Source organism: Tenacibaculum piscium (genome assembly GCF_021390755.1).
In the GTDB taxonomy this organism is placed as follows: Bacteria; Bacteroidota; Bacteroidia; order Flavobacteriales; family Flavobacteriaceae; genus Polaribacter; species Polaribacter piscius.
Genome location: NZ_JAJGWR010000003.1, coordinates 130,770 through 157,388 on the forward strand (window position 1 = coordinate 130,770; position 26,619 = coordinate 157,388).

Genomic DNA, 26,619 nt, shown 5'->3' on the forward strand with positions numbered 1-26,619 from the left:
TGAGAAAAAGTTTTTTGAATATTAATTAAGATAATCTAACAAAATGAATAACGGAATTTACGCAAAATTTAAAACATCAAAAGGAGGTATTCTAGTAAATTTAGAATACCAAAAAACCCCAGGAACTGTAGGTAACTTCGTTGCTTTAGCCGAAGGAAATTTAGAAAATACTGCAAAACCACAAGGAACACCATATTATGATGGCTTAAAGTTTCACCGTGTAATTGCTGATTTTATGATTCAAGGTGGTTGTCCTCAAGGAACAGGAACTGGAAATCCTGGATATAAATTTGAAGATGAATTTCATCCAGATTTAAAACATGATGCACCAGGGAAATTATCGATGGCAAACGCAGGACCTGGAACAAATGGTTCTCAATTTTTTATTACGCATACAGCAACGCCTCATTTAGATGGTAATCATACTGTTTTTGGAAACGTTGTTGAAGGACAAGATATCGTAGATGCTATCGCTCAAAATGATACCATGGATGTTGAAATTATTCGTGTAGGAGAAGATGCTGAAAAATTTAATGCCGTAGAAGCTTTTAGAACTTTTGAAGGTTCTCGTGAAAAACGTGAAGCAGAAGAAAAAGCAAAACAAGCTGAATTATTAGATTCTGTAGCTAAAGGTTATGACGAAACTCCATCAGGATTACGTTATACTATCTTACAAAATGGAAACGGAAAACAAGCTACCAAAGGTGCAAATGTTTCAGTACATTATAAAGGACAATTATTAGATGGAACTGTTTTTGATTCATCTTACAAACGCAAGCAACCAATTGATTTTGCTGTTGGTGTTGGGCAAGTAATTGCTGGTTGGGACGAAGGAATTTTATTATTAAAAGTTGGTGATAAAGCTCGATTTGTAATTCCATCGAACTTAGCATACGGAAAAGCTGGTGCTGGAGGTGTAATTCCTGCAAACGCAACCTTAATTTTTGATGTAGAATTAATGGATGTAAAATAATTTTTACCACATAATATTCCTGATTTTTTCTCGAAATTTTAATACTAATTTTTAAGAAAAATCAAAAAATAAAAACGTACTATTTTAATAGTACGTTTTTTTATTTACATTAAATTAACTATAAATTAACCCAAAAACTACATTTACTTAAAACTAAAACAAGTTTACTTCCTCATCTTTACAGTGTTAAAAAAAACTAGCCAAAACTCCTAAAAATGAAAAATGCTCCCCTATTTATCTTATTCTTTATTTTGAATTTTCTAAATACTTACAGTCAAAAAAAAGTATGTGAAGCTCCTGAACAAGAAATTGTTGATTTGAATGAAATCTCTATTAAAAAATGTGATGTCAACAAAAAAAATACTCGTACAATATCAAAAACAAATATTACTAGAAAAAGAGTTAATAATAGAGCGAGAAAAAAAGCAGACCACTTAAATACTAACGGAAACATCGTTAAAAAAAATAGCACTAATTCTAAAGAAGTTCTATTTACTTTAGTTGAAGAAATTCCAATGTTTGAATCATGTAAAAAAATAGACAAACAAACTGATATAAAATGCTTTAAACAAAAGATTAACAATCATATATCTAAAAATTTATATGCCGAAGATTATATTCCTGAAAATAGTAGTATTAAAGTATATATTCAATTTAGTATCGATGTTTACGGAAAAATAACTGACTCTCAAATAAGAAGTCGTCAAAATAACCAACGATTACACAAAGAATTAGATAGAATCATTAAAAAATTACCTCGCTTTAACCCAGGAAAAGAAAAAGGATTACCAGTGATTGTAAGCTATGCATTTCCACTAAATTTAACATCTAATTAGCATAAAAAAATAGCTTTTTAAATAAAATAAAAAATATAAAATAGTTTTAAGAAACATAATTTTAACAGTCTACTTCTCTTATTAACCGCTAAAATCATCATAATTAACACTTTAATTAAACAAAAAACAGAAATATTTTTGTATTTCTGTTTTTTTATGTATACATTTACAATATTACCAAATTGTAAATAACTAAAAAGAGCGTGACTATGATGAAATCTATCTTACTAATAACAGCAATGTTTATGGCTGTTATAACTTTTGCTCAGCAAGAAAAATGTACGTCTCCTGATGAATCGATTGCAGATCCTAACAGTATTACTAAATGTGCTGTAAAAGACACAAAAGATGGAGTAAAAAAACAACTTTCTATAAAAGTATCTACTAGAAGACGTATCGTACGTAAAAAAAATGAAGCAGTTGCTGCTATCGGAGGAGCTACGACTTCTCAAAAAGTTGCAAATATCAAAAAAAATAACCTCTTAGTTGGTAAATTAGAATTAGACGACCATGCTGAAACTATTGAACGAATCCCTTTTAACCTTGTAGAAGAAATTCCTTTATTTTCAAAATGTAATAATGTGCCTTTAATTAAACAAGCAAAATGTTTTGAAACACAAATGTCTAAACATATTATAAAAAACTTTGTGTATCCAGAAGATGCGATTAAAGCAGGTATTCAAGGACGAGTTTTGGTACAGTTTACCATTGATGAACAAGGGAGCGTAAATAGTCTTCAAATTAGAGGACCTAAAAACGGTGCTTCTCTTGAAAAAGAAGCAAATAGAATTATTAGCAAATTACCTAAATTTATCCCAGGAAAACACAACGGAAAAAGCGTAAAAGTTAAATATGGAATTCCAATTACTTTTAAACATCCAAATCCTAAATTAGTTCTAAATTCAAGTATAAACAACAAAAAACAAACCGTAAAAAAAATCATTACAGAAGATAGTAAAATAATTACAGACTTTATTAAATTTAGTGATGTTGAAAGTATTCCAAACTTTAAAGCCTGCTCAAAAGTAGCCGATACAGAAAAAAATAACTGTTTTAATGAAAGAATGATTAGTCATATTCAAAGAAACTTTAACTATCCAGAACAAGCAGCTATTCAAAATATTGAAGGTAGAGTTTGGGTACGTTTTATTATCGATACACAAGGGAAAATTCAGAATATAAAAATGAAAGGTCCTAAAAATGGCGAATTATTAGAAGAAGAAGCTAGAAGAATGGTTTCTAAGCTTTCAACCTTTATTCCTGGAGCACAAAATGGTAAACCAGCAAATGTTGAATATTTTATTCCTATTAATTTCACCTTAGAAGCTCATTAAAATAATTTATCAAAAAAAAAAAAATAAATTTAAAAACCTGAACAATAATGTTCAGGTTTTTTTTACGTCTTAATTCACAGCTTACTTAAAAAAATAACCTATAACTAGCAATTAATTAACCCTTGATATCTGTTTTATAAACTATGTTTGTACTGAAAAGATAAAATTATAAACATAATGCTATGAAACACACTTGCTTTTTAAAAGTACTTTTAGGAGTTCTTTTTTTAACGTTAATTAATATAAATGCAAGAGCTCAATCTGCTGGTGATTTTGTTTTTGTTGGCTTCAATGCCGATGGAGATAAAGATTTATCCATCGCTACACTTGCTGATATCCCTGCAAATTCTACCATTTATATTACAGATAAAGAACTCGATAATACAGGAAAATTCACCAATGGAGAAGGATATTTAACTTGGCTTACAGGTACTAAAAATATTGATGCTGGTACAATTATTAACTTTACAGATATTGATAATGCAACGAATCTAAATTTTGGAGTTTCTATCGGAAGTATTACCAGAAATGGACGCTTTAATTTAACGACAACTACAAAAGACGGTCTTTTTATTTATCTAGGAACGGACGCTAATACGCCTACTACTTTTATCACTGCGATTCAAATTGGAAATGACCCAACACAACTTGGAACATACGACGCAGACGGAATTACCCTAACAGGAACTGGTTTACAAAAAGGAAAATCTATTATTATTTTTGATGCTTCTGCCACTCCTGATGGCGCAATATATAAAGGTGATAAAGTAGGACAAGCCACTCTTTCTAATTATTATTCCTTAATCGCTGATGTTAAAAATTGGAAAAATGTTGTAAATGGAAATGGTGAAGATTTACTACCTTTTTCTACCAAAAAATTCTCGATAATTAATGCTACTTGGAATGGAAATATAGATACAAATTGGACTACAAAATCAAACTGGACTCCTGAAAATATCCCCACAGAAACAAGTGATGTTTTAATCCCAAATGGCTTAACAAATTATCCAACAATAAATGCACCAATCACGATAAAAGGAATTAAATTAGAATCTGGTGCTTCTTTAATTGCAAATGCAAAAGTTACAGGAACGATTATCTATCAGCAAGATTTAAATACAAATTGGCACTTAATTTCAAGCCCGCTCAATGGAGAAACTATAGAGAATTTAATTAACAATCACAATTTTGCAAAAGGTTCTGCAGCTGGTAGAATTGGAATTGCTCCGTATCAAAATGAAAAAAATAAATGGCTATATCAAAATAAAGCATCCGAAGGAAATATTGAAAAAGGAACTGGTTTAACTGTAAAATTAATCACTGCTGGAAAACTGAAATTTTCAGGAAACATCAATGATAAAACCATACATACAAATATATCAAAAAATAAAAATGGTTATAATTTAATCGGAAATCCTTATACTTCGCACTTAAATACGGCTACTTTTTTAACAGAAAACAGCAATATTCTTGCTTCTCAAACCATTTGGATATGGAATGGAAACAATTATGAAACAAAAGTTACTACCGATAATTATATCATAGCTCCAACACAAGCTTATTTTATTGATGCCAAAACTACGGGTACTGTTTCTTTTGATATCAAAAATCAAGAACATCAAAAAACAAACACTTCCCATAAAAAAAACAGACCCGAAATACAATTAACAGCGACCAATAATAACAAAAAAAGTAATACTAAATTATATTACATAAACGATACAACTACAGGTTTTGATAACGGTTATGATGGTGCAGAATTTGGCGGAGTTTCTTATGATTTTTCAATTTGTAGCCAATTAGTTTCTGAAAATAAGGGACAAAATTATGCTATTCAATCTTTGCCTATAAATAATATGGAAAATACCGTAATTCCAATAGGTTTAAAAGCGAATTTAGGAAATGAAATAACATTTTCAGCAAATTCTATCAATTTACCAAGCAATGTAACTATTTATCTTGAAGATAAAATCAATAATAATATCATTAATTTATCCGAAGAAAATTATACGATACAGTTGAAAAATAATAGTACTGGAATCGGGCAGTTTTACCTACACACTAAAACTGAAAAATTAAAAGAAAATACACCACAAAAAATCATAACAAAAGCATCTATAAAGATTTATGCATCTAAAGATAATAGCATTAAAATTTCAGGTTTGCAAACTGAAAATGCTTCAATAAACGTGTATTCAATAGTAGGAAAAAAAGTGTTTTCTACAAATTTAACCTCAACCGTTACTGCTTTGAAACAAATTCAGGAAGTTAATTTACCGAAATTAACGAAAGGTGTTTATATTGTTGAAGTAATTTTAAATTCTGATAAAAAAATCAGCCAAAAAATTATTTTAGATTAAGAAAAAATAGACAAATTAAAAAAGCGTTTAACTTAAAAATTTTTAAGTCAAACGCTTTTTTTAGTTAAAAATATATATTTTAATTAAAATCGGTATTCATTTTTAGATAATCTAAAAATTCACGTTTGGTATTTTTTTCTTTGAATTTACCCCCAAATTCGGCGGTAACTGTTGAACTTTCAATATCTTTAATTCCTCTTGAATTTACACACAAATGTTTTGCATCAATAACACAAGCTACATCTTGCGTTCCTAATGCTTCTTGCATTGCTTGTACGATTTGCATGGTTAAACGCTCTTGTACCTGTGGTCTTTTAGAAAAATATTCGACAAGACGATTCATTTTAGATAAACCGATAACTCTTCCTCCAGAAATATACGCTACGTGCGCACGTCCTATAATTGGCAATAAATGATGCTCGCAAGTTGAATATACGACGATATTCTTCTCCACCAACATTTCGCCATAATTATAATTATTTTCAAAAGTCGATGCTTTTGGCATGTTAGCAGGATTCAATCCCATAAAAATTTCGTTTACAAATGATTTTGCAACACGTTTTGGTGTTCCTTGCATACTATCATCTGTTAAATCCATTCCTAAAGTTTCCAGAATATCTTTTACACTTTCTTGAATTTTAGCTATTTTTTCTTGGTCAGAAAGATCAAAAGCATCATCTCTTAAAGGGTTTTTTGCCGAGGTTCCTACATGATTATCTCCTATATCATCAATTCGTTCGTCATTCATTTTGTTGTTGTTCACTTCAAACATTTCTTTCTTTTATTAAGACGTAAATTTACAACATTGTAATTAATTTACGATATTATTTTTTTCAATTCGGCTAAAGAACAAGTAGTTTGCTCTCCGTTTATCATATTTTTTAAGACAAATACATCGTTCTCAACATCAGTAACAACAAATTCTATGCCTCTACTACTTACGTATTTCCATTGTTTCTTTTGTTGTTTATTACTCGTTGCGGTATCAGGATATAATTCTGATTTTATATTGTTTTCTCTTAAATTTTTAATTGCTTTTATTTTTGATAAATTCTCTGATGCCTCAAAATTTAAAAATAATACACGAGGTTTTGGCAATTCAACAGTTTCAAACAGGTTTAACTCTTCCATAACTAAGTAAATTCTGTCTAATCCGAAAGAAATTCCAACGCCTGAAACATCTTTTAATCCGAAGATTCCTGTTAAATCGTCATAACGACCTCCACCACCGATAGAACCCATTTTTACTTCTTTTGGTGCAGCAACTTCATAAATTGCTCCTGTGTAATAATTTAAACCACGTGCCAAGGTTACATCTAATACTAATGTTGCTGATGCTAAGCCTAATTCTTGAATCATATTTACAACGGTTCGCAATTCTTCAACGCCTTTTAAACCTTCTTCGGAAGCTTGTAACATTGCTTCTAAATCGTTTAATTTATCTTGATTTGTTCCTGAAAAACTAAATAACGGTGCAACTTTTTCGATGGCATTTTCAGAAATTCCTTTTTCGAGCATTTCTTTGACAACGCCTTCTTTTCCGATTTTATCTAATTTATCTAAGGCTACGGTAAAATCGATTAATTTATCAGATGCACCAATAACTTCTGCAATTCCTGATAATATTTTTCGATTATTAATTTTGATAGTCGTACCGTGTAAACCTAACTTACTAAAAACGGTATCATATAATTGCACAAATTCAATTTCTTGCAATAATGATGTGCTTCCAACGACATCGGCATCACATTGATAAAATTCTCTAAAGCGTCCTTTTTGCGGACGATCAGCTCTCCAAACAGGTTGAATTTGGTATCTTTTAAATGGAAAGGTAATATCATTTTGATGTTGTACTACATAACGAGCGAATGGCACGGTTAAGTCGTAACGCAATGCTTTTTCGGAAATTTGAGCCGTTACTTTTTGACTATTTTTTTCTGATAATAAAATTTCATCTGCTTTATTTAGATAATCTCCAGAATTTAAAATTTTAAAGATTAATCGGTCTCCTTCTTCCCCATATTTTCCCATTAAGGTTGATGAGTTTTCGAAACTTGGTGTTTCAATAGGTTGAAATCCAAAGTTTTCAAAGGAATGTTTGATAACATTAAATATATAATTTCTTTTCGCAACTTCTGTTGATGAAAAATCTCTTGTTCCTTTTGGAATTGATGGTTTCATAATTGATGGTAATTTTTTACTTTAATACAAAGTTATGTGCAAATATCTAAATTTATCGTTAATTTATAAAGTTTTATGCGTACGTTTTAATCGATAAATCGATGCGTTTAATTCGAAACCTAACAATAAAATAATGGCGTTTATCCAAATAAAGAGCATCAGGATTAAAAGTGCGCCAATCGAGCCATATAATTGATTATAATTTGAAAATTCCACGACATAAATCCCGAAAATATAAAAGGTAAATAAGGATAAAACAGTGGTTAAAATAGCTCCTGGAGAAAAGAATTTCACTTCCTTTCCTTGCGTTGTTCCAAAGCGAAATAACAACGAAACAATCGTGAAAATCATAATTAAAAATAACAAGCCTCTCCCCCAATAAAATAAGTTTAAATCATCAGTATGTAACCAGCCTGTATTGTCAATTCGAACCAATGCAATTTGATATAAAATAATTAAAACAACCGTTATTATTAAGAAAAATGACATCAACAAAGAAACGCCCAATGAAATAAAATAGGCTTTAAAAATACTTCTCATTTCTTTGATATGATACGAATATTCAAAACCTCCAAAAATAGCATTTACGCCGTTGGTCATTAAAAAAATAGACGCTAAAAATCCAAAAGATAACAAGCCTCCATACTGATTATTAATAATATCTTTTAAGACAAAATCTACGGCATCAAAAGTTTTGGGCGGTAACATTTCTTGAATTAATCCAAACAAATTTTCTTGAAATCCATCAATCGGAATGTATGGAATCAGTGTTAAAATAAACAGCATAAATGGAAAAATCGCCATAAAAAAACTGAATGCAATCCCTCCTGCTCTGGTTGTTAAAGCACCTTTTACAATTCCGATAACATATAATTCCAGAATATCATATAATGACATTCCGTGCAATGCTGGAATTTTAATTTTCTTCAAAAAAATCACAAATAAATTTAATACTGGTATTTTCTCCAATTTATTTTCTATCTGTTTGGTCATAATGTTTTTTTGATTGCTTTTATTTTGGTTGCCTTTTTATTTAAAAAACAGTAATTAAATATTGATTAAAATATACGATTAATCAACAGCTTTTAAGCTTAAATCCAAATTATACACCGAATGCGTTAAAGCTCCTGATGAAATAAAATCAACGCCACAATCGGCATATTTCCGAATGGTTTCTTCGGTAATTCCTCCTGATGATTCGGTTAAACAAGTATCGCCAATTAGAGCAACTGCCTTGCGTGTATCTTCATAATTAAAATTATCAATTAAAATTCTGTAAACACCTTTATTGGCTAAAATTTCTTTGATTTCTTCTAAACTTCGTGCTTCTACGATAATTTTAATATCCAGATTTTTTTCGGCTAAATATTTTTTAGTTTTCGTAATTGCTTGGGTAATTCCGCCCGCAAAATCAATATGATTATCTTTAATCATGACCATATCGTACAAGGCAAATCGATGATTTTCACCACCGCCAATTTTCACTGCCCATTTTTCTAAAGCACGAATTCCTGGCGTTGTTTTACGAGTATCTAATATTTTTGTTTTTGTTCCTTTTAATAAATCGGCAAAAAAAGCCGTTTTTGTAGCAATCGCACTCATTCGTTGCATCGCATTTAAAACCAAACGTTCCGCCATTAATATCGATTGTGATTTTCCTGAAACATAAAAAACAATGTCACCATATTTTACCGATTCCCCATCATTTATAAACGTTTCTACTTTCAAATCAGCATCAACATACTTGAAAACCTTTTTAGCAAATTCAACTCCAGCGATAATTCCTTGATCTTTTACCAATAATTTTGCTTTTCCAACAGCATCTTCTGGAATACAAGATAATGACGTGTGGTCGCCATCACCAACATCTTCTCGAATCGCATTGGCAATAATTAAATCTAATTCTGTATTAAATTGTTCTTTTGATATCATATTTTTTATGCTTTTCTGTTCTCTTTAATTATCTTGTAAAAATACAAATTTCGTAGTTGATAATTCATAATTTTGCTGTATGAAAATAAAACTACTTGCCATCGGAAAAACAGATGATAAAAATTTAATGCAATTAATTGAAACCTATCAAAACAGGTTAAAACATTATATCAAGTTTGAATTGGAGATTATTGCAGATATCAAAAATGTAAAAAACCTAAGCGAATCGGAACAAAAAGAAAAAGAAGGCGCGTTGATTTTAGCCAAATTACAACCAACTGACCAACTAATTTTATTAGATGACAAAGGAAAACAACATACTTCTATGGAGTTTTCACAGTATTTACAGAAGAAAATGAATTCAGGAATTAAACAATTAGTATTGGTTATTGGCGGTCCTTATGGTTTTTCTGATGCCGTTTATCAAAAAGCAATGGGGAAAATATCGCTCTCAAAAATGACCTTTTCACATCAAATGATTCGTTTATTTATTGTCGAACAACTTTATCGAGGGTTTACCATTTTACGAAATGAACCGTATCATCATGAATAATGTTTCAACAGTTTTCAAAATTTTTTAGTCTTTTTTTAACACTAAAAAACTGTTTTTAACCTTCTAAAACGATAAATTTGTCATCCCAAAAAAATTAACAAAAACAAATATAAATACATTATTATGAACACATTAAAAATTATAGTAACCACTATTTTTTTAACTTTTATTCTTGGGATACAACAAACAACTGCTCAAAATGAAATTAAAACATTAAAAAATAAAATTAGTGCCGACGAAGAAGTATTAATGAGCGGTATTAAAGCCTTAAAACGTGTAAATGCCAATCTAGAAAACTTTAAAAAAAGTAGAAAAGCAACTAAAGAAAATATTGCTAGAAAAGAATATATTGTTAATAATATACAAGAAAAATTAACAAAACTGAATGCTAAAATTGACCGTCAAAAAGAAGAACTACTTGCTCTTGAAATAAAATCATCAAAAACAATAGAACAACCCAAAAAAGAACAAGAAAAACAGCAGGAAAAACAGCAGGAAAAACAACAAGAAATTACTGTAAAAAATAAAAAAATAAAACCTACTGAAAAACCAAAAAAAATAAACGTAACCAAACCGATTCAAAACACAAATAACACAATTAATGAATTAGCATTACGTAAACAAAAACTAGAAGAGGCTCGTATAAAACTAGAAGAAGAACGCAAAGCAAAAGAAATTGCCTACTTAAAAGAACAAGAAACATTACATTTAGAAGCTGAAAAACTAAAACAATTAGGGAACCAAATTAAGGCAGAAGAAAAATCTATCATTAAAGAAAAAGGAACGTTAATTAGCGATTATGAAGATGCTATTAGTATCAATCAAGAAATTTTAATTAGTGGAAAAGAAGGCTTAGCCAGAATGAAAACTAAATTAAAAAATGCTAAATTAGACCCAACAACCTCTAAAGAAAGTATTACTCGTAAAGAAGCTATTATCATTAAAATTGAAGAACGCTTAAACAATATACAAGCTGAAATAACAGCCAAAGAACTAGAATTAGCCAAATTAAAAAAATAATACTTTTATTTTAGATAATTTATCAAACAAGTTTCAAAAAAAGACGAAATATAACTGTTATATTTCGTCTTTTTTTGTTTCAGTGAATTTTGATGAATTAAAAAACAATACATTTGTTTATCTAAAATTTTAAACTACTTTTTAATTATTATTTTAATTTTATGAAACTTGTTTTTGCCACAAATAATCTAAATAAATTAGCCGAAGTACAAAAAATGCTTCCGAATTCTATTGAGTTACTTTCTTTAAAAGATATTCATTGTTTTGATGATATTGAAGAAACCGCCACAACTTTAGATGGAAATGCCAAAATTAAAGCAAACCATATTACTCAAAATTTTGGCTTCAATTGTTTTGCTGATGATACAGGTTTAGAAGTCGAAAGTTTAGACGGACAACCAGGCGTTTATTCGGCACGTTATGCAGGTGAACCTTCTAATTCTGAAAATAATATGCAAAAATTATTGACAGAATTAAACAAGAATCAAGATGATAATAAAAATAGGAAAGCACAATTTCGAACGTCTATTTGTTTGAATTTAAACGGACAACAATTTTTATTTAACGGAATTTGTAAAGGCGAAATTTTAACCGAAAAACAAGGCGAAAAAGGCTTCGGATATGACCCAATTTTTCAACCAGAAGGATTTCAAAAATCATTTGCACAAATGACATCCGAAGAAAAAAATACGATTAGCCATCGTGGATTAGCTATCAAAAAATTAATCGAATTTTTAAAAGCAAACGCTTAAATTAAATACTTTATTAAATATTTCATCAAACTTATATTCGATTGAATACGTCCAAAAAAAACAGCAACTATTTTATCGGATTGGCGATTTTACTAGTCGTCATATTTTTTATAAATATCAGTTTAGGCTCAGTTTCCATTCCTTTTGAAGAAATTTTCAACACATTAACTGGCGGAATTTCTTCCAAAGAAAGTTGGCAAACCATCATTTTAAATTTTAGATTACCAAAAGCAATTACCGCAATTATGGTCGGTTCAGGCTTGTCTATTTGTGGATTATTGATGCAAACTTTATTCAGAAACCCGTTGGCAGGACCTTTTGTATTAGGAATTTCATCAGGCGCAAGTTTGGGCGTTGCCTTACTTATTTTAGGTTCAGGATTATTTGGCGGAATTTTCACATCAATAATTCTTTCTAACTGGACAATGGCTATTTCGGCAAGTTTAGGTGCTTTTTTAGTGTTGTCAGCAGTTATTATAATGGCAAATAAAGTCCGAAATACGATGTCTATTTTAATTATCGGTTTGATGTTCGGCTCTTTAACTTCGGCTATAATTAGCGTATTATCTTATTTTAGTGAAGCGGCACAAATTCAACAATATTTATTTTGGAGCTTCGGTAGTTTAGGCAATTTATCATGGCAAGAATTAGGCATTTTTGGCATAATTTATATGCTCGGAATTTTAGGAACATCGAGCATTATAAAACCTTTAAATAGTTTTTTATTAGGAGAGAATTATGCCAAAAGTTTGGGTATCAATATAAAAAAAAGTAGAACTATTATTCTACTAATTTCCAGCTTATTAACAGGTGTAATTACCGCTTTTTCTGGACCAATTGCTTTTGTTGGAATCGCTATTCCGCATATTGCTAAAATGATTTTCACCACCTCAAACCATAAAATTTTAATCCCTGCATCGGCACTTATCGGTGCAATTGTATTGTTGATTTGTGATGCAATTGCACAATTACCAAACAGCGAATTTACCTTGCCAATTAACGCAATTACATCGCTATTCGGAGCGCCTGTTGTGATTTGGTTATTAGTTCGAAATAAAAAAATATACGTGTAATTTTGATAAATTCTATAAAAAATATAGTTCTTGAAACTGAAAATTTAACAGTTGGTTATCAAACAAAAAAACAACAAACTATTATTGTTCCTGATATTAATTTATCAATTGAAAAAGGAAAATTTGTCGCACTTTTAGGAAAAAATGGCATCGGAAAATCAACCTTATTACGAACAATTTCTAATGTTCAAAAACCGCTAAAAGGAAATATTAAAATTAATAAAAAAAATATTTCAGAATATTCGCATCAAGAATTAGCAACTTCATTAAGCCTCGTTTTAACCGAAAAATTACCAGAAAGTCAATTGACAGTTTTTGAACTAATCGCCTTAGGAAGACAACCTTACACAAACTGGATTGATACATTATCAGCAAAAGATATTCAAAAAATTAATTGGGCAATTCATCAAACAGATATCGAGCATTTAAAAGAAAAACGTTTTTATGAATTAAGCGATGGACAATTGCAACGAGTCCTTATTGCACGAGCCTTAGCACAAGATACCGACCTGATTATTTTAGACGAACCAACTGCACATTTAGATATTCATCATACTTTTAAAGTGTTTTCTTTACTGAAAAAACTCGTCAAACAAACAGGAAAAACCATTATTATTTCCACACATGAAGTAAATATTGCCATTCAACTTGCTGATGAATTTATCTTACTTACTGATTCCCAAATTTATTGCGGTAATTCAGAAGAATTAATCAAAAAAAACGCTTTTGAAACCTTATTCCCTAAAGAACTCATAATTTTTAACAAAACATTACAACAGTTCATCATAAAGAATAATTAAATTTGTTCCTTTCTTAAATAACTGTTTTTTTAAGATATTTTAATATCATTGCAAACACAAAATTTAATAAAAAAATTCCAAAAACTTAATTAATTATTGATGAAAAAATTACTTTATCTAGCAAGTACCATCGCTTTTATTGCCTGTGGAACTACTAAAGAAACGACAAGTATTGACACTGATAAAAATATAGATTATGCTGATAAATTTGCAAAAACAATTACAGCTAAAGATTTAGGTAAGCATCTATTTATCTATGCTTCAGATGAATTTGAAGGAAGAAACACTGGAGAACCTGGGCAGAAAAAAGCCGTTGCATATTTAAAAGATTTTTACATAGCGCAAGGAATTAAATCACCCTTAGGAGGTAGCGATTATTTTCAAGAAGTACCAAGTGCTTTTTTAAGTAATAACCGTCGTGATTTGCAATTGAAAGATTCTGAAAATGTACTTGCTTTTATTAAAGGTTCTGAAAAACCTGATGAAATTGTGGTTATTTCGGCACATTTAGACCACGAAGGAATTAAAGATGGCGAAATTTATAACGGTGCCGATGATGATGGTTCAGGTACAGTAGCTATTTTAGAAATCGCTGAAGCCTTTAAAAAAGCAACCGATGCTGGTAAAAGACCTAAACGCTCTATCCTATTTTTACACGTTACTGGCGAAGAAAAAGGTTTGTTAGGTTCAAAATATTATACCGAAAATCCTATTTTTCCACTCAAAAATACCGTAACCAATTTAAATATCGATATGATTGGACGTGTAGATGAATTTCATACAGAAAACCCTAATTATGTATACCTAATTGGTGCCGATAAATTAAGTACCGAATTACATAATATTTCTGAAGAAATGAATAAAAAATATACCAATATTGCGTTAGATTATAAATATAATGATGAAAATGACCCAAATCGTTTTTACTATCGTTCAGATCATTATAACTTTGCAAAGCATAATATTCCTGTGATTTTTTACTTCAATGGAACACACGAAGATTATCATAAACCAACCGATACTCCCGATAAAATTAACTACGAATTATTGGAAAATAGAACTCGATTAGTTTTTCATACCGCTTGGGAAGTTGCCAATCGTGAAAAAAGATTAATCGTAGATAAAGTTCCTGCTAAAAAATAATAACACCTATTTTTTCACCTAAAAAAACGCATCAATTTGATGCGTTTTTACTTTTTTAATAAAGCAGTAATCTTAATTACGAAGCTTTTTATAGCTACTAAAAATAAGTATTACTTAAAATCATATATAAAATATTACATATGAACAAAATAAAAGGAATCATATTCGTTTCTATAGGAGCGGCTAGTTACGGTATTTTAGCAACCATTATCAAATTAGCCAATAATAATAATTTTGGTACAGCAGGGCTTACTTTTTTACAATATCTCTTTGGAGTACTTGTTTTAAGTATCGCTACTTTTGTTATTAATAGAACATCAAAAAAACCGATTTTAGCAACAAATACAGCAAACAAAACAGCTATATCAACATCAAAATACCCGAAATTAAAATTGATGCTTTTTGGTACTTCGCTAGGGCTTACCAGTAGTTTTTATTATTTATCAATACAATATGTTCCTGTTTCTGTGGGGATTATTCTGTTAATGCAAACCGTTTGGATGGGCATCCTTTTAGAGTTTTTTATCGATAGAAAACTTGTTTCAAAAGCAAAAATAATAGGTTCAATAATGGTATTACTAGGTACTTTATTAGCCTCAAAAGTTTTTGAAAGTGATTTTAATTTAAATTTATTAGGCGTTATATATGGTTTATTTGCGGCTATATTTTATACCGCTTCTATGTATGCTTCTAATAAAATTTCGTTAGAATTACCAAGTTTAACTAGAAGTAAATATTTAGTATATGGAGGTTTTTTAGCAATCCTTATATTTTGGAATTTTCAAATTATTGAAGAAGTAAATTCCGTAGAAATACTAAAATGGGGAATGGTTTTAGGATTGTTTGGTACCGTATTACCTCCTATCTTATTTAGCAAAGGTGTGCCCGCAATTGGTAACGGATTAACAAGTATTATTGCCGCTTTAGAAATACCTATTTCGGTTTTAAGTGCCTTTTTAATACTAAATGAACAGATTGGTTTTTTACAAGGTGTTGGAATTTTCATCATACTAATAACCATATTATTAATTAATGTTAAAAAGAAAGAAAAAATAGAAAAATCTAAAACTTTGTAAGTAGGGCTAGCCCCGATTGAAGCATTTGTTTGAGCTCCTTTTTTGATTTTTTTCAAAAAAGAGCGAGTGCGGAAAGCGGGAAATAGCTCCAAAAAACAATACCTTTACTTATACAAACAGTTTATAAAAATGGAAGATTTAACAAATAAAAAAGCCATCATTACTGGTGGAAGTAGAGGATTAGGAAAGGCAACCGCAATCGCTTTTGCTCAAAAAGGAATACACGTTGCCATTACAGGTAGAAACGAAAAACGATTGCAAGAAACCGTTGCCGAATTAAAATCATACGGAATTGATGCTATCTATACCGTTTTTGATGTTGGTAATTATGAGCAAGTTCAAAAAGGAATCAAAGAAATTATTGACACCTTTAAAACCGTTGATATTTTAGTAAACAATGCAGGAATTGCAGCCTTTGGAACTTTTAACGAGATGAAAGTTTCAGATTGGTCGCAAATTATACAAACCAATTTAATGGGAATGTACTACGTTACCAAAGAGGTTTTACCGTATTTAATCGAAAAAAATCAAGGTGATATTATTAATATTGCTTCAACAGCTGGTTTGAGTGGAAATGCGACAACCTCAGCCTATTCAGCCTCTAAATTTGCGGTTATTGGAATGTCGGAATCGTTAATGAAAGAAGTTCGTAAAAATAATATTCGTGTTTGTACACTTACTCCTAGTACAATTGCTTCGGATATGTCTTTAGAATTAGGAATTACAGACGGAAATCCTGAAAAAGTATTACAACCTGATGATTTTGCCGAATTAATTGTCGCTGGTTTAATGTTACCAAGAAGAGCAATGTTAAAAGGCGCTTCTTTATGGTCAACAAATCCATAATTTAGATAATTTTTAATAGGCGTTTTCTTATTAATTTATCAGATAAATAATAAGAAAACGCTTTTTTTTGATGAAATATTTATTTTTTAAACAAAGAACTTATTTTTTTTAAAATCCCCAAACCTTCTTTACTTTCTACTTTAGAAGTTAATTCTGAAACATCATTTCCTTGAATATCATTAGTGTTTTTAACATATTTTTCTTGATGACTTTCTTTATAAGAATGTGCTTTCAGAATATCACCTACTTGACTTTTATATTTAACACCTTTTTCTTTATCTACTTGATAAATATAATTTGCATATCCGTCAATTTCTGCTAAAACATTCAATCCGCCGTTCCATGTTTTCCCTGCGATACCTTCTTTTTCAATTTGATATAATAAAGCTCTAAAACGTTTTAATGATTTTTTATTGATATTCAATTTTTCATTCACCACAATACCAGTTACTTCCTGTCGTTGATTTCGCTTCATTATTTTAAGCTTATCAGGATGTAAATTAAAGTTTTCTTCGGATATAATTTTTTTAGAATATTTTAATATCGCCGTAATGTGCTTAAATTGTGCTTGATTTCCTGAAAAAGTAGTATCATCTACATATCGAGAATAAGCAAAACCATATTTAATAGCCAAACCATCTAAACGAAAATCCATTTTACGACATAAAATATTCGTTATTACTGGGCTACAAGGCGAACCTTGTGGTAAAAAACGTTCTCCTCTTTGTGAAAAATAATTTTCTCCTAATAAAGAAATATCTAAAATTTTAGATTCTGAACATAACAATGAAAAAATAACCGCTAATTGTTCTGAATATCCTAATGATTTAAAAACTCCCTTTATTCTTTTATAAGTAACCGAAGGAAAAAAGTTTTTCAAATCTTGATTAATAACAACCGCTTTATCTACGTGAGGCGCTGCATTACTAACAATTGAACGTTCTTTTACACAACCATGCGCCTTATCGTGAACAATTACTTTATTTAAAATATTTTCTAGAATAAAATGTTGCGCTCTTTTCAAACGAGGCATTGGCGCAGAAATTAAACGATATCCGCCTGATTTTTTAGCAACTTTAAAACGTTTGTAGTGTTCAATTTGTGAGTTTTTTCTTGAAAAAGCTAAAAACCGAAGTTCATTTACAGTAATTTTCATCGCCTCAGCCAAATCTTTTACCGAATGATAAATTGGTAAACCAGCTTCTTTCAGTCTTACTTCATCTATTTGAGTATCGTTTAACTGATGAGAATAACCAGCACCTAAATAAGTAATATCTTCTTTTTTAGTTTGCTGCCATTTTTCCGCTTTTTCCTTACGGATTTGTTCTCTTTTAAGCTTAGTTTCTTTTTGTTTTTCTTTTGATAACTTCTTTCGCTCTTTGTGTTTATTTGCGATAAAAGCATCGGTATCTTTTATTAATTTTTCCTTTTTTACAAGTTTTGATAAATCCCCCGATAGGGCATTTTCTTCTTTTAAAAAGGCGTTTACTTTTTCGAAATTTACTTTGTCATCGCCCCAAAAACCTAATCGTTTCATTTCTGAAAGAATAAATTCATGTTTTGATGATTCTTTAATTTTGTCGTAAATCTCTTGTTTTCTCGTAGCTGAATTATCCATAAAACAAAAAAGAGGTAGCAATAAGATGTATATTTTTTCCCTTCGTACAATTCTAAAGACTGAATTGAACAACTCCAGTGAAATAGGTACTATAGTGCTATTTCACTTCGAAGAAGTTTAACCGGAAATGGCATTATAGTACCTATTTCACAAGTTAAGTTCGAGTCAGTGACGCGTTGGGTGTCTGTAAGCTAGATTGGCGATACACCAATCAAATTGCAAGGTTGTTATCTTATTACTACCAAGGTTTAAATATATTAATTTTTTTTATCAAAAGCGATTCTTGTGGCTAAAATATGTTCACAAGGTCCTTTTGTCATTTTATTTTGATGATAATAACTGCAAACACACTTAGCATCAACAATTTGAAGGTCGTTGTTAATAAGTACACTTGTCTTATAATTATTACTTACTGTCGCATTTATCGTTATATTATTGCCATCAATAGTTGTTTTTAAGTTTTCAACAGCTCCTGATTCCATCAATTCATAGGCTGTTTTATCAATTTCATTAGAAAAACGTAAGCTATCTAAATCGATTCCATCTTTCTTTAATTCCCGAATTCGATATACATTATTCTTTAAATCGTACACTACTTTTCCTGCTTGTGTAAAAGTTTGTAACGATTGCGTTACAATTGTTTTATCTAATCCTAAATTATTTGCTAAATTACTTGGAGTATTTAACCAATCTTTTCGCAATTCCAAATAAATAGTTTGCATGGTTGTAGCAGGAACTTGTCCTCTTGGCGAAAGCAAATCTAAATTTGTTGTTTGCGTCCAATCATTGGCTGTCCAACCAGATAATCCTAATGTAAAATACATATCATTTGCCAAATGTGCGATATAAAAAGATGGCATACCGCTACCCAATAAATGAACTGTAAATTTAGTAGTAACTGGTAATAATCGTTCCAAAAGCGTTATTCTTCTTCTTCCCCAAACTCTTATTTCCTTCTCTTCATCACCTTCATATATCGATTGTAAACAAGCTACTTCAATATTCCAAGGTTCAAAAACAGCAATAATAGGTTTACCAGGTTTTAAAATATATTTTATCGCCCTTGGTCCTTTCTTCTCTTTGTGTCTTTTTAATACGGATATAAAATTAGCAATATCCACAGGATGCAAATCAAAAGATACTTTATCGCTTGTCATGGCACTACTTACTTGTAAAAAACCACGAACCCAACTATCAGGCAAATCAATTTTTACTTCTCTGTAGGTGTCTTCTCCTGTTGTTTTTACATCAAAACCCTTCGGATCAACTTTAAATTCGGTTTCTTTATAAGTTCTTATTTTTTGAAACTCATTATATAACGCCTTAGAATAATCAATATTAGTTGTTCCACATTTAAACTCATTTATATTTTTAAAGACATCATAACCACAAGATAATTTCCCGTAAACAGATTCATCTTGACTAAAACATTCAAAAAATACTTGATCTGGATGTACTGTAATTACAGGATCTAAAACAAACCAAGCAGCATAATCTCGTTTATATAAATAATTAAAATATTTTCGTTGCGCATCATAAAAAGGTTTTGTAATTTCTTCTCTTTTTGAGCGTAATTTTTTTAATTTTTCTTGAACTTCTCTAACATCTTCTTTTAGCCCAGATAATTCTGCTGTTGCATCTGCAATCCATACTTCTTCCTGACCTTTTAACCAAGCTAAGTATTCTGTATTATCTTTAGGTTGAAAATTAAAATCGGCAATTACTACATGATGTAAGGCTGAAATAGCTTCTCTAAAAGGAATTTTCTTATCTAAGCTTCCTACAAAATACGTAGGTTCTCTTAATACATCTGGTGCAAAACTTACGCCTGTAGATGCAATTCCGTTATTAACAGTACTATTGCCACTATATTTAAAATTAAACTTCATTCTTTTTCTTACGCTTATTTAATTAATAATGGAACTTCTACATCTGTATGTATTTCAGAAATAGTGATTAAAATATCTATAATTTTATCTTTATCAATGGCTGTTTTTGTATCTAAAATAGCTGTTAAAACGCGTACGGTCATTACAGCAATTTCTTTATATTTTTTCGATTGATTTTCTAAAAAAGAATACACTCTTGTTTTTGTAGCTCTGTTAGTATTTATATAAAACAAGGTTGTTTTAAAATAATCTTCTAATTGTAAGATAACTTTTATATTATCCGAAGCATATCCTTCTAAATAATTAGTCACAAAAAACTGCATACTTTTCGTTGGATGTTCTTGTAAACTAACAAGTAACGGCAATCCTTTTTCTTCTGAAAAATGCGTTGTAATTAGGCTTCTACCTAAATGCTGTACTTGGTCTTTTATATGATCACATACATATAATAGTAATGCGACTGTCCAATTTTTAGGTTTAATATGAGTTCTAAAATAAGCATCAGCCCAATCGATAACATCTTGCCAATTCGTATTAAAAATAGGCAATGCTTCTTCTAATTCGTAATTTACTCTGGCTACGTTATTTTTGAAATAATCATGTAATTGTGTTCTCACAGAAAACACATCACTATGTGCTAAACGTACTAATTCAGACATTTTTAAATTATTCATGTCTACTCTTCTTTCAAAAAGTGGCGTTCCTAACTTCTGTGCAAATTCATGTTTTGATAAAATTAATGCTATTATTTCTTCTTCGGATACTACCTCTTTTTGAGTTCCGTAAAATTGTATTAAAATATTAAAACAATTTTGATGTAAACCCTCATACGTTTCATCTTCTGTTAAAGAAGCTAGTAATTTTTTACGTAAATATTCTTTAAATTCTTCATCTAAATGAATTAATTTACGAATTGTTGGTTGTATTGCTTTTCTAACGGCTTCATGTTCTGAAAAACAAAAACGAATAATATCTTGTTTATTTTCTAATAAAAATTCATCAGGAAAATATGCTAAAAGTTCAATACCTGCAGTTCTTAAAACCGCTTCATCTGAAGTAATATATTCTTTATAAGTATCTTTAAAAAGTTCGTAAACAGATGTAGTATTATGTTTTGCTAAATTGATTGCAAATAACTGATTTGTTACAGAACTTGAAGCCGATAAACTGACAATATATTGAGCAGATGTAGCACTTAATAATTTTCCAAAAAATGTATTTCCGATTAAATTATTAACCGAAATTAAAAAATCAGCAGTATAATTAGATGATTCATCAAACAATGTTATTAAATCATCTATAAATATCGGCGTATTATACGCTACTCTATTTTGATACAAATTACTTAAATAATCAATAACTAAAACCTCATCAGTAAGTAATAATTTTGTTACTAAAGAAGTACTTGATAAATACGAAGCTTCATATTTACCCAACCATTTTATTCCTAATTCAACAGCTTTTTTATTTTTTGAAGCTACTAAAATCAATAAAATATCTTCAGACGCTTGTGTTGTTGCATATTTTTGTTCTAAAACCTCAGCTATTAAATCTAATACCTTCGGATGATAATGTCGTATTAATTTGGCTAGTATTTCTTCGGATAAATTTTCTAAAAAATGAGGATTTTCTTTTATAATTTTTAACGAAAAATCAACAGCAATACTACTTTTTGCATTGGCAAGAATATATAATACTTCGGATGGTTTTTCATTCCAAAGAATCGGAAGAATATCTTCTCTTATAGTATTATCGGTAAGTTCATCAATATAAAACCATTTATTACCGATACATTTAAACCTTGTTGAATTTCCATATAAGATATACATCAAAGCTAAAAATTGATGGTATTTCGGATACTGTCTTTTTTCTAATTCATAACCAGTTTCCTGATTATAAACCCACTCACTAACTGTATTTTCAGGAGCTACATCTATCTGATCATTTAAAGAACATAATATCTCTTTAGCACATGCAATATACCCTTGTTGATTCTCTGTACTTAAGGTATATATTTTCTGATAGGTATTTTTATTGAAATAGTTTTTAGTTTTTCCTGAAAAAGCAATTCTTGGATTTGTTTTTTTCTTTTCTACGGATGCTTCTACCCAATTATATTCATCATCTATATTTGGATAATCAGAACTGTAAGTAGCGTTACTAATAGCAATTCGTTTAGATACTAAGGCAAAAAATTGAATATCATTTATAGCATAAGCCGCTCTATAAATATAACGTACAGATTTAAAAGTGTTTACTTTTAAAGGAATTTTCGCTATTATATCAAATAAAGTAGCTCTCTCCACATCATTATTATAGGAATGAATATACGCGTAAAACAATAACATTGAGTTTTTACTTCCTTCTCCTAAAAACTGTGTTGCTAAAGAATCTATTTCAGATTTTGTAATATGCTTTGCAACTTCGTTTTGTACTATTTTTATATTTGTAGCATTTCCATACTTTAAAATATAAGCTACGGAAATTCTAGCTCCAATAGTATTAAAAGTATCTTTTTTGAAGATTTTAATTGCATCTTCAACATAATTTGATTCATTAAAATCAATTAATACCGATAACGCATTATATTGTTCAAATTTATCTGATGAATGAATAAATTGAGCGATTAATGGTATTGCTTCTCTTATTTTTAAAACACCAACTCTATTTATAATTCTAGATACTTTCCAATTTCGGGTATAAGTTCCTTTTAAAGCTTGATTTAGATACTTTAAAATAGTATCTTTTCGTGTAGTACTTTTTTCTTCTTTCTTCGGATTTTCAACTTCTTGAGTTGTTACTTGAATTTCTTCTGAATATCCTTTCTTTTCTTTACTTCCGACTAATTTATTGAAGATTTTCTCGGCTTCTTCATAAGATACAGGAAAAACAGTTTTTGTTCCTTCTCTTAAACTCGTGCCTCTTCTACCATATCTAAAGTTTACTATAAATAAATCTTGACTTTCACATAGGTCAACTTCATAAACTTTGTCTGATTTTTCATCTGAAAAATATAATTTCTTTTGTTTGATTAATTTCAAGGCTTAATTTTTTTTTAAGACTTTAAATATATAAATATTTTAGAAAATAATCATCTATTTGTTGTTTTTAACACGTATTTATCTTTTTATAAGAGCCGCTAGTTTAAAAATTAAATTATCGTCATGCTGAAATAAATTCAGCATGACGGATTCGATTTTTTATTTTTATGCTATAAACCTGTCTAAATGAAATTTAAACAGGTTCTAAAAATAAATACGTGTTAATTTTTTAATTTAAACCATTTTTAAGATTTATTAAAATAGCCTCTTTTAAGGAATCTTCTAAAAAAGAAATCGCTCTTTTACTTCGCATACCCGATTTACAATACACAATTACAGGTTTACTAGTATCAATTTCATTTAATCGGTCTGGTAATTCTACCAAACGAATATGCTGACCACCAATATGATGTTGTTCTCTTTCCCAATCTTCACGAACATCTAATAAATTATATTTTAATAAATCTACTTGTAATTCTTCGATTGTTATTTCATTTTCAGTAGCAATAATTCCGCAGAAAAAATCATAATTATCTTCTAATTTTGTAATAGCTCCTTCTGGCGTTTTTTCAAAATCTAAAACCATTTGACGCATTGTTAATGTATCATACATCAATAATTTATTTGCTAAAACATTGCCTATTTCACAAATTATTTTAATAGTTTCATTAGCTTGTAAACTACCTATAATTCCTGGTAAAACTCCTAAAACCCCAATTTGCGAACAATTTGGCGATTCATCTGGTTTTGGTGGCGTAGGATATAAACATCTGTACGTTCCACTTCCTTTGTAATTAAATACGCTTACTTGTCCTTCAAACTTAAAAATTGCCCCATAAACTAACGGTTTTTGAGTAATTACCGAAGTATCATTTGTTAAATAACGCGTTGAAAAATTATCGCTTCCATCAACAATAACATCATATTTATTGAATAATGAAATGGCATTATCTTTTGTTAATTTTTCGTTATAAACATTAAACTTTACAAAAGGATTTAATTTTGATAATCGGTTTTTGGCAGTTTCAGCTTTTGAAAATCCAATATCATCAACAGTATATAAAATTTGACGTTGTAAATTACTTTGTGAAACTTTATCATCATCAATAATTCCGATTGTACCAACTCCTGCTGCTGTTAAATATTGCAATACAGGACAACCTAAACCTCCTGCTCCAATTACCAAAACTTTTGATTTCTTGAGTTTTAACTGTCCTTTTTCGCCAATTTTATCTAAAATAAGATGACGATTATATTGTTTTTTTTCTTCTTCTGTTAAGTTCATTTTTTTTATATTGATTCAAACTGTTCCCAGTCTTTCCAAACCACTTCTAAACCTTGACTTTTCAGCATTTTCACTACTTCTTCGGTACTTCTTTCATCTGAAATCTCAAATTGCTCTAACGATTGAGGTTCAACCGTATAACCACCTGGATTTGTTTTTGATTCTGCACTGATAGAAGTTGTCCCTAAATTTACGATATTATTTCTAAAAACTTCACTTTCTCTTGTTGACATTGACAGTTCAATATCTTGGTCTAACAAACGAAAAGCACACATTAATTGCACCAAATCGGCATCTGTCATTTCCACTTTTGGTTCTAAACCTCCCGAATGTGGTCGTAACCTCGGAAACGAAATAGAATACTTTGTTTTCCAATATGTTTTTTGTAGATATTTTAAATGTAATGCTGTAAAAAAACTATCAGCACGCCAATCTTCTAATCCGAATAAAGCACCTAAACCAATTTTATGAATTCCTGCTTTTCCTAATCTATCAGGCGTATCTAAACGATAATCGAAATTAGATTTTTTTCCCTTCGGATGATGTTTCTTATACTCCTCTCTGTGATATGTTTCTTGATACACCAACACAGCATACAATCCTGCTTCAATTAACGATTCATATTCCTCTTGATTCAAAGGCTGAACCTCGATAGTAATATTTGAAAATTGAGAACGAATTAACTGAATCGCATTTTTAATATAATCAACGCCAACTGTTTTATTTGCTTCACCTGTAACTAATAAAATATGATCGTATCCTTTATCTTTTAAAAAAGCGACTTCTTTTAAAATTTCAGAATCAGATAAAGTGCGTCTAGGTATTTTATTGGTCATACTAAATCCGCAATACGTACAAATATTCTGACACTCATTACTCAAATACATTGGCGCATACATCTGTATAGTATTACCAAAACGTTTTTTAGTAAGCAAGCTACTTTTTTGAGCCATTTGCTCAATATACGGACGTGCAGCAGGAGATATTAATGCTTTAAAATCTTCTAAATCTAATTTATCTTTTGATAAAGCATATTCTACCTCAACGGCTGTTTTATCAAAAATACTTTTTAAATTATCATCCCAATTATACGTATCAAAAAGTTCTTTAAAATTACTCATATTTTAATTTAAAAAACTAGTTAACGGACTACTTGCTACTGCTTGTTTTTGAACAGGTGCTAGTTTTGCTTCATACGCCATTCTTCCAGCTTCAACAGCCATTTTGAATGCTTTTGCCATTGCCACAGGATTTTGAGATACAGCAATTGCTGTATTTACTAAAACTGCATCAGCTCCTAATTCCATTGCATATGCTGCATGCGATGGTGCTCCAATACCAGCATCAACAATTACAGGAACATTAGATTGTTCTATAATAATTTCTAAAAAATCTTGTGTTTTTAAGCCTTTATTACTTCCTATTGGTGCGCCTAATGGCATTACACATTGTGTTCCAACATCTTCTAAACGTTTACATAAAACAGGATCAGCATGAATATAAGGCATCACTACAAAACCTTTTTTAACCAATTCTTCAGCAGCTTTTAAAGTTTCAATAGGATCTGGTAATAAATATCTAGGATCAGGATGAATTTCTAATTTAACCCAATTTGTTTCTAATGCTTCTCTTGATAATTCTGCTGCAAAAACTGCTTCTTTTGCCGTTCGAACACCTGATGTATTTGGTAATAAACTTATATGAGGATGTTTTAAATGTGTTAAAATATCGTCCTCTTTATTTTGAACATCTACTCTTTTTAAAGCAACAGTTATCAATTCACTTTCAGAAGCTAATAAGGCTTCTTTCATTAATTTTGATGAACTAAACTTACCTGTTCCTGTGAATAAACGTGATGTAAACTCTTTATCTGCTATTTTTAATATATCGTTCATTTTTTGTTTTTA

22 protein-coding genes are annotated in these 26,619 nt (G+C 29.8%); 12 read left to right on the forward strand and 10 right to left on the reverse strand.

Annotated features, from left to right (window positions below; genetic code table 11):
• Window positions 1–43 precede the first annotated feature (43 nt).
• From L0U72_RS06800 to L0U72_RS06815, 4 genes are all read left to right on the forward strand, one after another.
• The gene (locus L0U72_RS06800; RefSeq protein WP_233898738.1) at window positions 44–973 is read left to right on the forward strand and encodes a peptidylprolyl isomerase; all 930 of its coding nucleotides are present in this window, start codon (window positions 44–46) and stop codon (window positions 971–973) included.
• Window positions 974–1,188: 215 nt separating this feature from the next.
• Window positions 1,189–1,809: an energy transducer TonB gene (locus L0U72_RS06805; RefSeq protein WP_233897419.1), complete on the forward strand. Its 621-nt coding sequence runs from the start codon at window positions 1,189–1,191 to the stop codon at window positions 1,807–1,809.
• 209 nt (window positions 1,810–2,018) lie between these two features.
• On the forward strand, window positions 2,019–3,143 hold the full coding sequence (locus tag L0U72_RS06810) for an energy transducer TonB (RefSeq protein WP_233898739.1): 1,125 nt from the start codon (window positions 2,019–2,021) through the stop codon (window positions 3,141–3,143).
• 182 nt (window positions 3,144–3,325) lie between these two features.
• The gene (locus L0U72_RS06815) at window positions 3,326–5,503 is read left to right on the forward strand and encodes a T9SS type A sorting domain-containing protein (RefSeq protein ID WP_233898740.1); all 2,178 of its coding nucleotides are present in this window, start codon (window positions 3,326–3,328) and stop codon (window positions 5,501–5,503) included.
• A 79-nt stretch (window positions 5,504–5,582) separates the two neighbouring features.
• Here the strand turns inward: L0U72_RS06815 and folE are convergent, their stop codons facing one another.
• From folE to nadC, 4 genes are all read right to left on the reverse strand, one after another.
• A complete protein-coding gene (gene folE / locus L0U72_RS06820) occupies window positions 5,583–6,275 on the reverse strand; it encodes a GTP cyclohydrolase I FolE (RefSeq protein ID WP_193699759.1) in 693 nt (230 codons plus the stop codon).
• Between the two features lie 44 nt (window positions 6,276–6,319).
• Window positions 6,320–7,684 (reverse strand): histidine--tRNA ligase, encoded by a 1,365-nt coding sequence (hisS, locus tag L0U72_RS06825; protein ID WP_101916618.1) that lies wholly within the window; start codon window positions 7,682–7,684, stop codon window positions 6,320–6,322.
• 63 nt (window positions 7,685–7,747) lie between these two features.
• Window positions 7,748–8,677 (reverse strand): YihY/virulence factor BrkB family protein, encoded by a 930-nt coding sequence (locus L0U72_RS06830; protein ID WP_101916619.1) that lies wholly within the window; start codon window positions 8,675–8,677, stop codon window positions 7,748–7,750.
• 78 nt (window positions 8,678–8,755) lie between these two features.
• The gene (gene nadC, locus L0U72_RS06835) at window positions 8,756–9,616 is read right to left on the reverse strand and encodes a carboxylating nicotinate-nucleotide diphosphorylase (protein ID WP_233898741.1); all 861 of its coding nucleotides are present in this window, start codon (window positions 9,614–9,616) and stop codon (window positions 8,756–8,758) included.
• Window positions 9,617–9,695: 79 nt separating this feature from the next.
• Between nadC and rlmH the strand changes: the two genes are divergently transcribed.
• The 8 genes from rlmH to L0U72_RS06875 all read left to right on the forward strand — a co-directional run bounded on the left by rlmH (window position 9,696) and on the right by L0U72_RS06875 (window position 16,879).
• Window positions 9,696–10,169 carry a 23S rRNA (pseudouridine(1915)-N(3))-methyltransferase RlmH gene (gene rlmH / locus L0U72_RS06840; protein WP_233898742.1) on the forward strand — a complete coding sequence of 158 codons (474 nt, stop codon included), beginning with the start codon at window positions 9,696–9,698 and terminating at the stop codon, window positions 10,167–10,169.
• 123 nt (window positions 10,170–10,292) lie between these two features.
• Window positions 10,293–11,189, forward strand: a complete 897-nt coding sequence (locus L0U72_RS06845) for a coiled-coil domain-containing protein (RefSeq protein WP_233898743.1) — start codon at window positions 10,293–10,295, stop codon at window positions 11,187–11,189.
• A gap of 161 nt (window positions 11,190–11,350) precedes the next feature.
• Window positions 11,351–11,941: a non-canonical purine NTP diphosphatase gene (locus L0U72_RS06850; RefSeq protein WP_233898744.1), complete on the forward strand. Its 591-nt coding sequence runs from the start codon at window positions 11,351–11,353 to the stop codon at window positions 11,939–11,941.
• A gap of 41 nt (window positions 11,942–11,982) precedes the next feature.
• On the forward strand, window positions 11,983–13,014 hold the full coding sequence (locus L0U72_RS06855) for a FecCD family ABC transporter permease (protein ID WP_101916624.1): 1,032 nt from the start codon (window positions 11,983–11,985) through the stop codon (window positions 13,012–13,014).
• 2 nt (window positions 13,015–13,016) lie between these two features.
• Window positions 13,017–13,814 carry an ABC transporter ATP-binding protein gene (locus L0U72_RS06860; protein ID WP_233898745.1) on the forward strand — a complete coding sequence of 266 codons (798 nt, stop codon included), beginning with the start codon at window positions 13,017–13,019 and terminating at the stop codon, window positions 13,812–13,814.
• A gap of 99 nt (window positions 13,815–13,913) precedes the next feature.
• A complete protein-coding gene (locus L0U72_RS06865; protein WP_233883520.1) occupies window positions 13,914–14,957 on the forward strand; it encodes a M28 family metallopeptidase in 1,044 nt (347 codons plus the stop codon).
• A gap of 140 nt (window positions 14,958–15,097) precedes the next feature.
• Window positions 15,098–16,033 (forward strand): EamA family transporter, encoded by a 936-nt coding sequence (locus L0U72_RS06870; protein ID WP_233898746.1) that lies wholly within the window; start codon window positions 15,098–15,100, stop codon window positions 16,031–16,033.
• Window positions 16,034–16,162: 129 nt separating this feature from the next.
• On the forward strand, window positions 16,163–16,879 hold the full coding sequence (locus L0U72_RS06875) for a 3-ketoacyl-ACP reductase (protein WP_233898747.1): 717 nt from the start codon (window positions 16,163–16,165) through the stop codon (window positions 16,877–16,879).
• Window positions 16,880–16,958: 79 nt separating this feature from the next.
• Here the strand turns inward: L0U72_RS06875 and L0U72_RS06880 are convergent, their stop codons facing one another.
• The 6 genes from L0U72_RS06880 to L0U72_RS06905 form a co-directional block, all read right to left on the reverse strand.
• Window positions 16,959–18,497, reverse strand: coding sequence for a reverse transcriptase family protein (locus L0U72_RS06880; protein ID WP_233898748.1), 1,539 nt, complete (start codon window positions 18,495–18,497; stop codon window positions 16,959–16,961).
• A 257-nt stretch (window positions 18,498–18,754) separates the two neighbouring features.
• Window positions 18,755–20,386 (reverse strand): SWIM zinc finger family protein, encoded by a 1,632-nt coding sequence (locus tag L0U72_RS06885; protein ID WP_233898749.1) that lies wholly within the window; start codon window positions 20,384–20,386, stop codon window positions 18,755–18,757.
• 14 nt (window positions 20,387–20,400) lie between these two features.
• Entirely contained in the window at window positions 20,401–23,427 is a 3,027-nt protein-coding gene (locus L0U72_RS06890; protein WP_233898750.1) for a WGR domain-containing protein, read from the reverse strand.
• 229 nt (window positions 23,428–23,656) lie between these two features.
• On the reverse strand, window positions 23,657–24,712 hold the full coding sequence (moeB, locus tag L0U72_RS06895; RefSeq protein ID WP_233898751.1) for a HesA/MoeB/ThiF family protein: 1,056 nt from the start codon (window positions 24,710–24,712) through the stop codon (window positions 23,657–23,659).
• Window positions 24,713–24,717: 5 nt separating this feature from the next.
• Window positions 24,718–25,833, reverse strand: coding sequence for a 2-iminoacetate synthase ThiH (thiH, locus tag L0U72_RS06900; RefSeq protein ID WP_233898752.1), 1,116 nt, complete (start codon window positions 25,831–25,833; stop codon window positions 24,718–24,720).
• A gap of 3 nt (window positions 25,834–25,836) precedes the next feature.
• On the reverse strand, window positions 25,837–26,607 hold the full coding sequence (locus L0U72_RS06905) for a thiazole synthase (protein ID WP_262909838.1): 771 nt from the start codon (window positions 26,605–26,607) through the stop codon (window positions 25,837–25,839).
• Between the last annotated feature and the right edge of the window lie 12 nt (window positions 26,608–26,619).

Excerpts from the sequence above, each read along its gene's own strand:
- folE (WP_193699759.1), bottom strand. The coding sequence starts at position 6,275 with ATGTTTGAAGTGAACAACAACAAAATGAATGACGAACGAATTGATGAT.
- L0U72_RS06810 (WP_233898739.1), top strand. The coding sequence starts at position 2,019 with ATGATGAAATCTATCTTACTAATAACAGCAATGTTTATGGCTGTTATA.
- rlmH (WP_233898742.1), top strand. The coding sequence starts at position 9,696 with ATGAAAATAAAACTACTTGCCATCGGAAAAACAGATGATAAAAATTTA.
- thiH (WP_233898752.1), bottom strand. The coding sequence starts at position 25,833 with ATGAGTAATTTTAAAGAACTTTTTGATACGTATAATTGGGATGATAAT.
- L0U72_RS06805 (WP_233897419.1), top strand. The coding sequence starts at position 1,189 with ATGAAAAATGCTCCCCTATTTATCTTATTCTTTATTTTGAATTTTCTA.
- nadC (WP_233898741.1), bottom strand. The coding sequence starts at position 9,616 with ATGATATCAAAAGAACAATTTAATACAGAATTAGATTTAATTATTGCC.
- L0U72_RS06905 (WP_262909838.1), bottom strand. The coding sequence starts at position 26,607 with ATGAACGATATATTAAAAATAGCAGATAAAGAGTTTACATCACGTTTA.
- L0U72_RS06800 (WP_233898738.1), top strand. The coding sequence starts at position 44 with ATGAATAACGGAATTTACGCAAAATTTAAAACATCAAAAGGAGGTATT.
- L0U72_RS06880 (WP_233898748.1), bottom strand. The coding sequence starts at position 18,497 with ATGGATAATTCAGCTACGAGAAAACAAGAGATTTACGACAAAATTAAA.
- L0U72_RS06815 (WP_233898740.1), top strand. The coding sequence starts at position 3,326 with ATGAAACACACTTGCTTTTTAAAAGTACTTTTAGGAGTTCTTTTTTTA.
- L0U72_RS06850 (WP_233898744.1), top strand. The coding sequence starts at position 11,351 with ATGAAACTTGTTTTTGCCACAAATAATCTAAATAAATTAGCCGAAGTA.
- L0U72_RS06870 (WP_233898746.1), top strand. The coding sequence starts at position 15,098 with ATGAACAAAATAAAAGGAATCATATTCGTTTCTATAGGAGCGGCTAGT.
- L0U72_RS06875 (WP_233898747.1), top strand. The coding sequence starts at position 16,163 with ATGGAAGATTTAACAAATAAAAAAGCCATCATTACTGGTGGAAGTAGA.
- L0U72_RS06865 (WP_233883520.1), top strand. The coding sequence starts at position 13,914 with ATGAAAAAATTACTTTATCTAGCAAGTACCATCGCTTTTATTGCCTGT.
- L0U72_RS06885 (WP_233898749.1), bottom strand. The coding sequence starts at position 20,386 with ATGAAGTTTAATTTTAAATATAGTGGCAATAGTACTGTTAATAACGGA.
- hisS (WP_101916618.1), bottom strand. The coding sequence starts at position 7,684 with ATGAAACCATCAATTCCAAAAGGAACAAGAGATTTTTCATCAACAGAA.
- L0U72_RS06830 (WP_101916619.1), bottom strand. The coding sequence starts at position 8,677 with ATGACCAAACAGATAGAAAATAAATTGGAGAAAATACCAGTATTAAAT.
- moeB (WP_233898751.1), bottom strand. The coding sequence starts at position 24,712 with ATGAACTTAACAGAAGAAGAAAAAAAACAATATAATCGTCATCTTATT.
- L0U72_RS06845 (WP_233898743.1), top strand. The coding sequence starts at position 10,293 with ATGAACACATTAAAAATTATAGTAACCACTATTTTTTTAACTTTTATT.